At 44.7% G+C, this 12873-nt stretch carries 14 protein-coding genes; 6 read left to right on the top strand and 8 right to left on the bottom strand.

The window, feature by feature from the left end:
- The first annotated feature begins 58 nt into the window (after positions 1 to 58).
- Together cssR and cssS are read left to right on the top strand one after the other, a co-directional pair.
- Entirely contained in the window at positions 59 to 736 is a 678-nt protein-coding gene (gene cssR / locus BV11031_RS00845; protein WP_010330031.1) for a two-component system response regulator CssR, read from the top strand.
- Positions 733 to 2094 (top strand): two-component system sensor histidine kinase CssS, encoded by a 1362-nt coding sequence (gene cssS, locus BV11031_RS00840; RefSeq protein ID WP_010330032.1) that lies wholly within the window; start codon positions 733 to 735, stop codon positions 2092 to 2094. Before cssR ends, cssS begins: the two co-directional genes overlap by 4 nt.
- A 20-nt stretch (positions 2095 to 2114) precedes the next feature.
- Here cssS and spxO read toward each other — a convergent pair whose 3' ends face one another.
- Positions 2115 to 2279 (bottom strand): anti-adapter protein SpxO, encoded by a 165-nt coding sequence (gene spxO, locus BV11031_RS00835; RefSeq protein ID WP_003221681.1) that lies wholly within the window; start codon positions 2277 to 2279, stop codon positions 2115 to 2117.
- 168 nt (positions 2280 to 2447) lie between these two features.
- Here spxO and BV11031_RS00830 point away from each other — a divergent pair, with 168 nt between their 5' ends.
- Positions 2448 to 3323, top strand: coding sequence for a TetR/AcrR family transcriptional regulator (locus BV11031_RS00830; RefSeq protein ID WP_010330033.1), 876 nt, complete (start codon positions 2448 to 2450; stop codon positions 3321 to 3323).
- A gap of 40 nt (positions 3324 to 3363) precedes the next feature.
- Here BV11031_RS00830 and fumC read toward each other — a convergent pair whose 3' ends face one another.
- Positions 3364 to 4752, bottom strand: coding sequence for a class II fumarate hydratase (fumC, locus tag BV11031_RS00825; protein WP_010330034.1), 1389 nt, complete (start codon positions 4750 to 4752; stop codon positions 3364 to 3366).
- 67 nt (positions 4753 to 4819) lie between these two features.
- The gene (locus BV11031_RS00820; RefSeq protein WP_010330035.1) at positions 4820 to 5005 is read right to left on the bottom strand and encodes a YvzF family protein; all 186 of its coding nucleotides are present in this window, start codon (positions 5003 to 5005) and stop codon (positions 4820 to 4822) included.
- A gap of 118 nt (positions 5006 to 5123) precedes the next feature.
- Between BV11031_RS00820 and gerAA the strand changes: the two genes are divergently transcribed.
- From gerAA to gerAC, 3 genes are read left to right on the top strand one after another with little or no spacing between them, the layout of a single operon-like run.
- Positions 5124 to 6572 (top strand): spore germination receptor protein GerAA, encoded by a 1449-nt coding sequence (gene gerAA / locus BV11031_RS00815; RefSeq protein WP_010330036.1) that lies wholly within the window; start codon positions 5124 to 5126, stop codon positions 6570 to 6572.
- Positions 6541 to 7638, top strand: a complete 1098-nt coding sequence (gerAB, locus tag BV11031_RS00810; RefSeq protein WP_010330037.1) for a spore germination receptor protein GerAB — start codon at positions 6541 to 6543, stop codon at positions 7636 to 7638. The genes gerAA and gerAB overlap by 32 nt, the downstream gene beginning before the upstream one ends.
- A complete protein-coding gene (gene gerAC, locus BV11031_RS00805; RefSeq protein WP_010330038.1) occupies positions 7635 to 8756 on the top strand; it encodes a spore germination receptor protein GerAC in 1122 nt (373 codons plus the stop codon). Before gerAB ends, gerAC begins: the two co-directional genes overlap by 4 nt.
- Before the next feature lie 7 nt (positions 8757 to 8763).
- Here the strand turns inward: gerAC and liaR are convergent, their stop codons facing one another.
- The 5 genes from liaR to liaH all read right to left on the bottom strand — a co-directional run bounded on the left by liaR (position 8764) and on the right by liaH (position 12868).
- Complete coding sequence (gene liaR / locus BV11031_RS00800; protein ID WP_010330039.1) at positions 8764 to 9399, bottom strand: two-component system response regulator LiaR; 636 nt, start codon at positions 9397 to 9399, stop codon at positions 8764 to 8766.
- Positions 9377 to 10459 carry a two-component system sensor histidine kinase LiaS gene (gene liaS, locus BV11031_RS00795; RefSeq protein WP_010330040.1) on the bottom strand — a complete coding sequence of 361 codons (1083 nt, stop codon included), beginning with the start codon at positions 10457 to 10459 and terminating at the stop codon, positions 9377 to 9379. The genes liaR and liaS overlap by 23 nt, the downstream gene beginning before the upstream one ends.
- The gene (liaF, locus tag BV11031_RS00790) at positions 10456 to 11181 is read right to left on the bottom strand and encodes a cell wall-active antibiotics response protein LiaF (RefSeq protein ID WP_010330041.1); all 726 of its coding nucleotides are present in this window, start codon (positions 11179 to 11181) and stop codon (positions 10456 to 10458) included. The genes liaS and liaF overlap by 4 nt, the downstream gene beginning before the upstream one ends.
- A 33-nt stretch (positions 11182 to 11214) precedes the next feature.
- The gene (gene liaG / locus BV11031_RS00785) at positions 11215 to 12087 is read right to left on the bottom strand and encodes a LiaG family protein (RefSeq protein WP_010330042.1); all 873 of its coding nucleotides are present in this window, start codon (positions 12085 to 12087) and stop codon (positions 11215 to 11217) included.
- Positions 12088 to 12187: 100 nt separating this feature from the next.
- Positions 12188 to 12868 (bottom strand): stress responsive protein LiaH, encoded by a 681-nt coding sequence (liaH, locus tag BV11031_RS00780; protein ID WP_010330043.1) that lies wholly within the window; start codon positions 12866 to 12868, stop codon positions 12188 to 12190.
- Positions 12869 to 12873: the final 5 nt, after the last annotated feature.

Genomic DNA, 12873 nt, shown 5'->3' with positions numbered 1-12873 from the left:
AATGGCCTGCCGTATGTTAAAACTAGTTTATAATGACGTTGAAAGGATGTGAAGAGCCTTGTCATACACCATTTATCTAGTTGAAGATGAGGATAACCTGAACGAACTGCTGACGAAGTATTTAGAAAATGAGGGCTGGAACATTACATCTTTTACGAAAGGTGAAGACGCCCGAAAGAAAATGACGCCGTCTCCCCACCTCTGGATTCTCGATATCATGCTGCCGGATACCGACGGCTATACATTAATAAAAGAAATCAAAGCGAAAGACCCTGACGTGCCGGTCATTTTTATTTCCGCCCGAGATGCAGATATTGACAGAGTACTTGGTTTAGAGCTTGGCAGCAATGACTATATTTCAAAGCCATTCCTGCCGCGTGAGCTGATCATACGTGTCCAAAAGCTGCTTGAGCTCGTTTATAAGGAAGCTCCACCTGTACAAAAACATGAAATCGCCGTCTCCTCGTATCGGGTCGCTGAAGACGCCCGCGAGGTCTATGATGAAAACGGAAAGTTGATCAATTTGACAACGAAAGAATTTGATCTGCTCCTGTTATTTATCCATCATAAAGGACATCCATACTCGCGTGAGGATATTCTCGTAAAAGTATGGGGGCATGACTACTTTGGAACAGACCGGGTTGTTGATGACCTCGTCCGGAGACTGCGCAAAAAAATGCCTGAATTGAAGGTCGAGACGATTTACGGATTCGGCTACAGGATGATGACATCATGAAAAACAAGCCGCTTTCGTTTCAAATATGGGTTGTCATATCCGGCATCCTGTTAGGGATATCCATTTTGCTGCTTGTGTTATTTTCAAACACGCTGCGCGATTTCTTCACCAATGAAACGTATGCGACGATTGAAAATGAACAGCATGTTCTGACGGAGTACCGCCTGCCAGGTTCTATTGAAAGGCGCTATTACAGCGAGGAAGCCACGGCGCCGACAACCGTCCGCTCCGTCCAGCACGTGCTCCTGCCTGAAAATGAAGCTGCCTCCTCAGATAAGGATGTAAGCATTTTGTCGTCTTCGTTCATCCATAAGGTGTACAAGCTGGCCAATAAACAAGCGGCCGAAAAGAAACGGTACAGCGCAGACGTCAATGGAGAGAAAGTGTTTTTTGTCATCAAAAAGGGGCTTTCCGTTAATGGTCAATCAGCTATGATGCTCTCTTATGCGCTTGATTCTTATCGGGACGATCTGGCCTATACGCTATTCAAACAGCTTTTGTTTATTATAGCTGTTGTCATTTTATTAAGCTGGATTCCGGCCATTTGGCTTGCGAAGTATTTATCAAGGCCCCTCGTGTCATTTGAAAAGCACGTCAAACGGATTTCCGAACAAGATTGGGATGACCCAGTGAAAGTGGACCGGAAAGACGAGATCGGCAAGCTGGGCCATACCATCGAAGAGATGCGCCAAAAGCTTGTGCAAAAGGACGAAACGGAAAGAACCCTTTTGCAAAATATCTCTCACGATTTAAAAACACCGGTTATGGTCATCAGAGGCTACACACAATCGATTAAGGACGGGATTTTTCCTAAAGGGGATCTTGAAAATACAGTAGATGTTATTGAAGGCGAAGCCCTTAAGCTGGAGAAAAAAATAAAGGATTTATTATATTTAACGAAGCTGGATTATTTAGCGAAGCAAAAAGTGCAGTACGATATGTTCAGTATCGTGGAAGTGACAGAAGACGTCATCGAAAGACTGAAGTGGGCTCGAAAAGAGTTATCGTGGGAAACTGATGTAGAAAAAGACATTCTGATGCCGGGCGATCCGGAGCAATGGAATAAACTTCTCGAAAATATTTTGGAAAATCAAATCCGCTACGCTGAGACAAAAATAGAAATCAGCATGAAACAAGATGATCGGAATATTGTGATCACCATTAAAAATGACGGCCCGCATATTGAAGATGAGATGCTCTCCAGCCTCTATGAGCCTTTTAATAAAGGGAAGAAAGGCGAATTCGGCATTGGTCTCAGCATCGTAAAACGAATTTTAACTCTTCATAAGGCGTCTATCTCAATTGAAAACGACAAAACGGGTGTAACATACCGAATAGCAGTGCCAACTAGACTGTAATTGTTTTTGCAGTCTATTTTTTATGTGAAAGAGTAGCCGTTAAAATCTCTGTAATTTGTTTTGAGCGGCTGTTTGCACTGATGAACCCATTTTTTCTCTGACAATGTCTGCTTCGGATATTTGACTTTCTCCACTTTAATTCCTCTGTTTCGCAAGCGGCTGATCATTTCGTCCAATTCTCTCATTTTAGATTCACCCTTTCGCTTGAGCTTTGACCGTTTGGTCATCTCAATTTACAATATAAATAATACATCATAAAAAAACAAGTTACAATAAGGTTAATTTTATAACAGAAGGTGTGACTATATGGTCATATCCTCATGAGGCCTCCGGGCTCCGAAAGGGTGGAACCATTGAAGGAAAAAGAAAAGCTGATTATTGAAACAGCCTTAAAACTATTTGCCCAAAAAGGATACAATGCAACATCAGTTCAAGAAATCGCAAAAGCATGCAAAATATCCAAAGGCGCTTTTTATATTTATTTTCCTTCGAAAGAAGCGCTTCTTCTGTCTATGCTGAACTACTATTACGATAAAACGTTTACCCGAATTTTAGATATTCAAACGAAAGGCGACAGCCCAAGAACGGCTTACCGCAAACAGCTGACCGTGCTCTATGAAAACATTCTGGAACACAAGGATTTTATCAGCATGCAGATGAAGGAAGGCTCTCTGCCTTACACAGAGGAGGTGGAGCAATACGCCAAAAAAATCCGGCAGTCCTCACTTCAATTTCATATCGACAGCCTTCTGAACATTTACGGAAAAAAGGCGGAACCATATACTGCAGAACTTTGTTTCTTAATAGAGGGCATCAGCCAGATTTACCTGGAATGCTTAATCCTGCTCGGCTACACTGTGAAGCCTGACCAATTAGCTGATATCATGATGAATAGAATTGATGACATGGTAAAAGGCATGGCTGAACGAAACGATAAGCCTTTCATCACGTTGGAAGAAGCAAGCTCTTTATTTGGGCCTCTTACGCACGGACGGCCTGATCCGCTGACTGAATCGATTATGAAAAGCCTTCGTGACAAATTGAACAGCTTACACACAAACTCCTCTCTTGAATTATCGGAGAGCTTGGACATACTTGAAGCAGAAATACAGAAAAAAACACCGAAGCTGGCGATCATAAAAGGAATGATCCATAATCTGACGGAGTGTGAAGCCCTCGCCAAAGATGCGGAGCAGCTGAAATATCTGTTACATCAGCAATATATTTAGAAGAACGGCTGCTTCAACAGCAGCCGTTTTTTTCTGTCTATTACGCTTTTGGTTTTACCATATCTTCCGGCTTCACCATTTCGTTAAATTGCTCCTCTGTCAGCAATTCAAGCTTCAATGCCGCTTCTTTCAGCGTCAATCCTTCTTTATGGGCAAGCTTGGCGATTTTCGCCGCGTTTTCGTATCCGATATGCGGATTCAGCGCTGTAACAAGCATTAATGAATTGGACAGGTTTTCCTGAATGGTTTCTTTGTCAGGCTCAATGCCGACCGCACATTTATCATGGAAGGAATTCATGCCGTCGCTCAGCAGCTGCACAGATTGCAGGAAGTTGTAAATAATCACAGGCTTAAACACGTTCAGCTCAAAGTTCCCCTGACTCGCCGCAAAGCCGATTGTCGCATCGTTCCCCATGATTTGGGCAGCAATCATTGTCAATGCTTCACTTTGTGTCGGGTTGACTTTACCAGGCATAATGGAGCTGCCCGGTTCATTTTCAGGGATGGCGATCTCCCCGATGCCGCAGCGAGGTCCGCTCGCAAGCCATCTGACATCGTTTGCGATTTTCATTAAGTCAGCCGCAAGCGCTTTTAACGCGCCGTGTGCATACGTGATTTCGTCATGGCTTGTCAGCGCGTGGAATTTATTCGGCGAGCTGGTGAACGCTTGGCCGGTCAGGTTTGAGATCTCTTCTGAGACAAGCTCTCCAAACTCTGGGTGAGCGTTAATTCCTGTTCCGACAGCCGTCCCGCCGATTGCAAGCGCACGCATTTTTTCTGTCGCTTCCAAAATCATTTCCTTCGAACGGTCCAGCATGTAAACCCATCCGCTGATTTCCTGTCCGAGCGTCAGAGGCGTAGCATCCTGAAGGTGCGTGCGTCCGATTTTAACAATATCGTTGTAGGCTTTCGCTTTTTCATCCAATGTATGGCGAAGCTGGTCAAGCGCCGGCACAAGCTGCTCGTAAACAGCCAAGACAGCGGCCACATGCATCGCAGTCGGGAATGTGTCGTTTGAGCTTTGGCTCCGGTTCACGTCATCATTTGGATGAATCGTTTGATCAGAGTTCTTTTCTTTTAATAGGGCAGTCGCGCGGTTGGCGACCACTTCATTCATGTTCATATTGCTTTGTGTGCCGCTTCCAGTCTGCCAAACGACTAGCGGGAAGTTGTCATCGTATTTGCCTTTGAGCACATCATCACAAACCGCTGCAATCGCCTCCGCTTTTTCCGCATCCAAATTGCCAAGGCGTTGATTAGCGAGCGCTGTGCTTCGTTTTAATATTGCAAACGCCTTCACAACACGCATCGGCATTTTTTCAGAACCGATCTTGAAGTTCTCCTTGCTTCGCTGTGTTTGGGCGCCCCAAAATTTATCAGCAGGAACTTTCACTTCTCCCATGGTGTCTCGTTCAATTCTGTATTCCATTTATGTATCCCTCCATAACGGTTGCTTCACTAGATCATAATTCGCCAGTGACACAAAAAATCCTTTTTTATTTTTCTATCTTGGCTGATTTTAATTTTAATTCGAGATATACGCGGGAATCCTTTGAATATTTGTACTTTGGATTCGTCCTGCCGTACTCCTTTGATGTATAGGAGACCTCGTAATTTTTTTCAAAAGATTTGATGAGCTGTTCGATTTCTTCTTGTTTTCCTGCAAGTCTTACCTGTGCCACTGTTCATATCCTCCGCTTTCATAAAAAACTTCTGCCACGAAATACTGTAACACAGTATATCATTTTTTTAACAGGAAAAGATAACCTCTACTAAGGTTTTAGACAAGAGGTGACCTCGTTGGAACAAACAGAGTTTAAGGAATATATACACGATAATTTGGCATTGGTGCTTCCTAAATTAAAAGAAAACGATGATCTCGTAAAAAACAAAAAAATGCTCTCCAACGGGCTTGTTTTTTACTATCTGTATTTTAGTGAATTGAATGATCAGCATAAGGTTGCAGAATCGATAAAAATCTTAATCAAAGATGAGGAGACTCTCACGCTTGACGAGGTCAAAAAACGACTTGACCAGCTAGATGCAAGACCCGTTAAAACCGCGAAAAAAGCGGTTGAATCTATTTTAAGCGGCAATTGCGCTGTGTTTATCAACGGATTGGACAATGTCTATATTCTGTCTACAGGAAAGAAAAAAACGAGAAGTCTGGCAGAGCCGACAACTGAAAAAGTCGTTCGCGGCCCAAAAGTGGCGTTTGTAGAAGATCTCAATACAAATCTCGCGCTGATCAGACAAAGAACCCCTCATCCGAAGTTAATCACCAAAAAAATCATGATCGGCGATAACAAGCTGAAACCTGCAGCCATTATGTACATAGAGGGGAAAGCAAAAAAGTCCGTCATAAAAGAAGTGAAAGCGCGGCTTAAAAATGTCCAGCTGGAGGATATCCAGGACAGCGGCACACTTGAGGAACTTATTGAAGATAATAAATATTCGCCGTTTCCGCAGATTCAAAATACGGAAAGGCCTGATAAGGTATCGTCAGCCCTGTTTAACGGCCGGGTGGCCATTTTGGTCGATAGTTCACCATTTGTCCTGCTGGTGCCGGTTTCTCTCGGCGTACTGATGCAATCCCCGGATGACTACTATGAGCGCTGGATATCAGCATCGCTGATCCGATTGCTGCGTTTTGCTTCTATCTTCATTACCTTGTTTTTGTCATCTATTTATATCGCGCTCGTGTCCTTCCATCAAGGGCTGCTGCCGACCGCGCTCGCCGTCACGATTTCGGCAAATAGGGAAAACGTGCCGTTCCCTCCGATATTTGAAGCTCTGCTGATGGAAGTAACCATCGAGCTGTTAAGAGAAGCCGGGCTCCGCCTCCCCAATCCGCTCGGCCAGACGATCGGCCTCGTCGGGGGTGTTGTTATCGGACAGGCGGCGGTAGAAGCGAGTCTCGTCAGTTCGATTATGGTGATCGTAGTCAGTGTCATTGCTCTTGCATCCTTTACCGTTCCTCAATACGGGATGGGCCTGTCTTTCCGGGTGCTGCGTTTTATTTCAATGTTTTGCGCCGCTATTCTTGGGCTGTACGGAATCATTTTATTTATGCTTGTCATTTATACACACCTAACGAGACAAACAAGCTTTGGATCTCCGTATTTTTCTCCAAACGGGTTCTTCAGTTTGAAAAATACGGATGATTCCATTATCCGTCTCCCAATTAAAAACAAACCAAAAGAGGCGAATAATCCAAATGAGCCAAAAACAGACTCCACTGAAACTTAATACTTTCCAGGGAATTTCGATTATCGCGAATACAATGCTAGGCGCCGGTCTATTAACATTGCCGAGAGCGCTGACGACTAAGGCCAACACCCCTGACGGCTGGATTACGCTCATTTTAGAAGGCGTTATATTCATTTTTTTCATTTATTTAAATACCCTTATTCAGAAAAAACATCAGTATTCTTCTCTGTTTGAATATTTGCGGGAAGGGCTCGGGAAATGGTTCGGCAGCATCATCAGCCTTTTGATCTGCTGTTATTTTACTGGGGTAGCCAGCTTTGAAAGTCGTGCGATGGCTGAAATGGTGAAATTTTTCCTGCTGGAGAGAACGCCGGTTCAGGTGATTATTTTGACGTTTATCGCTTGCGGCATCTATTTAATCATCGGGGGATTAAGTGATGTATCGCGATTATTCCCCTTTTATTTAACCGTTACGATTATTATTTTGCTGATTGTATTCGGGATCAGCTTTAAAATTTTCGACATTAATAATTTGCGGCCTGTTTTAGGTGAAGGACTTGGCCCCATTGCCAATTCACTTACTGTCGTCTCCATCTCGTTTTTAGGTGTGGAAATTATGCTGTTTCTTCCCGAACATATGAAAAAAAAGAAATATACATTCAGATATGCATCTTTCGGCTTTTTGATTCCTATTGTGTTATATATCATTACGTATATTATCGTTGTCGGGGCTTTGACCGCTCCTGAGGTAAAGACGCTGATCTGGCCGACCATTTCTCTCTTTCAGTCCTTTGAGCTCAAGGGCGTATTCATTGAGCGGTTTGAATCGTTTTTACTAATCGTCTGGATTATTCAATTTTTCACGACGTTTGTCATTTACGGCTATTTTGCCGCTAATGGGCTCAAGAAGACGTTTGGACTATCAACTAAAAAAAGCATGGTTCTTATTGGCGTAGCTGTCTATTACTTCTCGCTTTGGCCGGGTGACACAAACGAAGTCATGATGTACAGCGATTATCTCGGGTACATTTTCGTCGGCCTGTTCGTGCTCCCTTTCATTCTCTTTTTCATCGTCGCTCTCAAAAGGAGGATTACAGCAAAATGAAGATCCGGATTTTAAGTATAGTCATGTGCGTTCTTTTGCTGTCCGGGTGCTGGGACAGCCGGAACATCGAGGAATTAAGCTTGGTGATTGGTGTGGGCTTAGATAAGCCGGATGATGAAAATTTAGAACTGACACAGCAGATTCTCGTGCCGAAAAAGATCAGCACCCAGGAAGGCTCTCCACCTGATCCAACACAGCTTTCTGTCACAAAGGGTGAAACTGTCCATCAAATGACCAGAACATCTGCATTAAAGCATAACCCTACGTTTCCTCAGCATTTGCGAGTCATTCTTTTTTCCAAGGACGTCATTTCTGACAATATCGGTATGGACGCGCTGATTAATCAGTTTGTCAGAGACAACGGGACCCGGCGAAGCTCGTATGTCTTTGTGACCGATGGCCGCACGAAGGATATATTTAAGATGAGTGATGGAGGAGAGCCCGCATCTAATGTGATTTATGATCTGACAGGAAATAATAACGTGACAATTAAAATGATGAACCCTGTTACATTGGGGGAGGTATCGGAGCATTTGACATCTGATGATTCGTTTCTCATCCCGCATGTCGGTGAGGAAAATGGCAAGCTTGCGATTAACGGGGCTTCCATCATTAAAAACAAATTTTGGGTGCGAAATTTAACACCGGGAGAAGTTCAAAATATTAACTTATTTACAGGCACAGTCGAAGGCGGTGTGATCGACTTGAAGCACAAAGGCAACTTCTTTTCTTATGAAGTGTATTCAAGTAATCGCAAGATCAAAACAATCTACAAAGACGGAAAGTTCAAATTTATCGTGACACGCAATATTGAAGGGCGTTTATCCGAGGACTGGAACCCCAATGAAGATTCGTTTAAGGATTCCTATATAAAGGAAATTGAAAAGGCAGTCGTCAAACGATTAAATCAAACCGTAACGTCGTTTATTACAGGCAAGCTTCAAAAAGAGATCAAAGCAGACGTAACCGGTCTGGGAAACGAGGTCAGGATTCATTATCCTCAAAAGTGGAAAGAAATATCCAGAAAATGGGACGATGAATATTTCAGCAATGCGGAAATCGACTATCGCGTCAATGTCATTATCAGAGACTTTGGGACAAAAGGCGCGACCAAATAGCATTCGCCTATTTGACGAGATTGTTTCGGTGGGCGTACACTGCGGCCTGCGTCCGGTCACTGACATCCAGCTTTGATAGTAGATTGGTGATATGGGTTTTGACTGTTTTAATGGTGATAAACAGTTCTTCGCCGATTTCTTTGTTTGTCTTTCCTTCTGCGATCAGGCGGAGAATTTCGAGCTCCCGTTTTGTCAGTGATTCATGCGGGAGCGTGTGTTCACCAGAGTGGCGCAGCCGGGACAATACTTTTCCCGCCACTTTTGATTCCAGCTTTGGCTCTCCCTTGCTTGCGGCGCGGATCGCATCGGCGATATCCGCCGCTTTTGAGGTTTTCAATAAATAGCTGAGCGCGCCCGCTTCAATGATCGGATACACTTTGTCATCATCTATGAAGCTTGTGAGCACAATAATTTTTGGATCAGGAATCTCCCGGCAAATTTGCTTTGTAGCTTCAATTCCATCCATGCCCTCCATAACAAGATCCATTAAAATGACATCAGGCGACAGTTCGGCAGCAAGCCGCACGCCTTCGCGGCCGTCAGACGCTTCACCGATGACTTCAATATCAGGCTGCGCCTCTAAAAAAGCCGCTAGCCCCATTCTGACCATTTCATGATCATCAATCAATAATACTCGAATCACGTTCGTTCTCTCCTTTTTCTTCCGGGAAAATCGGAACCTTCACTTCGATTTGTGTACCTTTTCCTTCTACTGAAATGACTTCGGCAACCCCGCCGATTTCGCTTGCGCGTTCTTTCATAGAGTTCAAGCCATATGAGGATGCTTTCACCTGGTCCATTGTAAAGCCTTTTCCATTATCAATGACCTTTAGCCTGAGCTGACTGTTCTTTACGTTCAGAATGACGGATACCTTTGAGGCTTTTGAATGTCTGAATACATTTGAAAGGGCCTCCTGAACGATCCTGAACAAATGGTCTTCCATCCCCTTGGATATCGGCGTGTCCTGAATATCCCACTCAATTTCCAGCGGCTGTTTCTTCCGGAACTCGTCCAAAAGCTCCGTAAGCCCCTCTTTCAATCCTTTTCCTTCCAGGGTAACAGGCCTTAAATGAAGCAGCAGCGCCCTCATTTCATTTTGGGCTTCCCCTGCCATATGCTCGACCAGCTTGATCCGTTTGACCGTTTTATCGTCAGCATCCTTGACGTGTTCCAATACAGCCGATGTCATCATCGATATCGCAAAGAGCTGCTGGCTGACCGCGTCATGAAGATCTCTTGCCAATCGCTGGCGTTCTTCTGATATCACAGATTTCTTCATTTGCGCCTGCCATTCCGCGCGTTCATTGGAAAGTTTTTGCAAGGAAGCGACTTGAAGCTCCACGCGCTTCGCCATTTCATTCAGCTGATCGGCGGCCAGGCCGATTTCATCATCTCCAAGCGGCGGTATTCGATAAGCGAAATTGCCGTTTTCATAGGTTAAAATCGATTCGACTAATGTATCAACCCTTGTCTTCAGCCTGTTGCCGTACATATACCCCGAGGCAAAACCAACCGTCACACTGATCAGCAGCAATATCAGGATAAACGGAATTCCAAACCAGCTTGTAGACAGCAAAACAAGCGGATCGAGCCGATAATATACCATCATAAAGGAGATCATGCAGGCAAAAAGGAGCAAGCTGATTCCCGTTGTCATGCGGATGGCGCGCCACTGGAGGCTGGCAAGCTGTTTTTTTCTCATACGTACTTCACATCCACATCACCGATAAATAAGGAGACGGATACCTTCACTCGGCGCTTTGATTCGCTGAAATCAGGTGACACGGCATATACCTTCGTGCTTAAACCGCTTTTCTTCAAGCCGATCAGATTAATATCACCGATAAAAACGGCCGAGCTGACAGCCACTTCAAGGTCTGATGGCACATAAACATCAACGTTTCCAATGACGCCGCTAATGACGATTGTACTTTCTCCTTCGGGAATCATCGCTTTAGACAAGTCGATTTTGATATCTCCGATAAAACCGGAGATATTGAGATCATTCAGGTCAAACGGCTGCTTCATCATTTGCAGCTCCCCGATAAAAAAGCTGCGGATGTCGGGATGTTTCTCATCTTTTGGCGGCTCGTGCCGTTCTTTTTTAGTGAGATCGACCCGTTTCTCACTCGGTTCAAATATCGGTTTTCCTTTGATAAGCCTATAGCCGGCGTAAATCAGAAAGGCGGCAAACGCATAGCCGAATAAATTAAAGGTGATGCTGAAGAGGTTTTTCAAAAATAAGAACGCGGCAAAGATGTACATGACGGAACCGAGCCAATCACGGGAATATTTTTTCAAGAAATAGCCGGCAATCAGAAAAAAGAGCGGCCAAAACAGCAGATCGCCTATTCCGATAATTTGCAAAAACATGCTGATGCCGAATAAAGCAATGATCAATCCGAGAAGCTGTTTTTTTGTCATTCCTGGTGTCCGCCTCCTTTCTTCTGCCTGGTGCTACCGTATCGTTAGATCCCCGCTGTCCGTTTTGATATCGATTGGATGCCGGCCGCTTCCTTGCGAGCCTGTGATGTGATGTTCTTCTTTATGTGCTGTATCAGCAAATGAATACGGCGAACTGACGTCACCACTCGATGATTTCGCGTTGACTGTAAAGCTGCCGCTTTCGGGAAGGCTCAGATCAGCGTCACCGCTTGTCAGCGTGACAGATACAGGACCCGATACCTTTTTCAGTGCGGCATCCAGGTCTCCGGAAGTCAGCTTCACATCAAGAGAGCCGGAGACATCAGCCAGATTGACGTCTCCGGAAGCTGAGTCAATACGGGCTGTGTTGGAGACCGTATTTGACATGGTGACATCACCGGATGATCCCTTTACTTTCATCTCTTGAAGGCGGACGTTCGTCACGCTCATATTTCCGCTCGCAGATGCTGCGTTCATCCCGGAAAGCGCCAGACGCTGATTCCCGTCCACTGATATGTCCCCGCTTGAGGTTCGCACCGTCAGATCCCCTTTATAATCATAAGGAAGCCGGACGACAAGAAAAGAACGGTTAAATCCACTCAAAAATTGAAACTCTTTTTCCTTTGCGTCCAGCTCCAGTTTCCTTCTGCTTTCAGTGACAAATAATTTTCCGGAGTCTCCTGAAATGCCTGCCGATATGTCATTTCGTTCTTCCGCTATGATTTGGACATCCTTGGTGTCCGACTCAATGACCACGCTATCGATGTCCCGCGGCGATGCGCTGGCTGAATCGGCTTCAGTGCCGCTTATGATTCCCAAGCCTGCAGCAAACACGTCTTTTACGATGACGCCAAAAAACACAAGAATACCGGCAGTGATTAACAGTTTGCCCAGCATTTTTTTCATTCGATTTCATCCTTCTCATTCATTCTATTATAAAGGAAAAGCCTGTGAATTGATACGTGCGGAAGGGAAGGACTTGACCGCGAATCCTTCCCCGTCCTGTTTATTCATTTGCTGCTTGTGATGTCTGATCTGATTTTTGCAGTGAGAGCGCCCTCATATGTTCAATCTCCGCCTCCACTTCGTCTGCAAATTCTTTGCGCGTGAGTTCTGTGCCGGCTTCAGCTGACTTTGAATCATTCGCGCGAATCTCCATTTCCTCAATGCGGTTTTCAATGCGCAAAAATTCACGATACGCGCTTTCGCTATCCATTTTGTCAAATGTCGTATTCATATGGTCTTTTGCTTTTGCCGCATTGGCCCGGGCAATCAGCGCCTGTTTTTTATCCTTTACGTCCTGCAGCTTAGTTTCAAGCGCAGCCAGCTGTTCTTTCAGGTCAGCAAGCTGACTGTTCGCTTGTTCATACGACGCTTTATGCTCAGCCGCCTTCCCTTCTAGATATTTCATTTCAGTCAGCGCCTTTTTCGCCAGGTCTTCTTCACCTGCGTCAAATGCGAGCTGCGCCTGGTTTTTGCGTTTGCCAGCCACTTCAGCTGCTTCTTCATATTTTTTCTTAAATTGATAGGCAATCGTGTGCTGTTTTACAATGGTTTGTTTTGCTTTTGCAATGTCACTTTCCATATCACGGACATATTGATTCAGCATCACCTTCGGGTTCTCCAGTTTATCAAGCCCTTCATGAACTGACGCAACAAACATATCTCTCATTCTTTTGAATACCATACCTG

The sequence above is a fragment of the Bacillus vallismortis genome (genome assembly GCF_004116955.1).
GTDB classification, from domain to species: Bacteria; Bacillota; Bacilli; order Bacillales; family Bacillaceae; genus Bacillus; species Bacillus vallismortis.
This window is presented reverse-complemented; position numbering and strand designations above follow the sequence as displayed.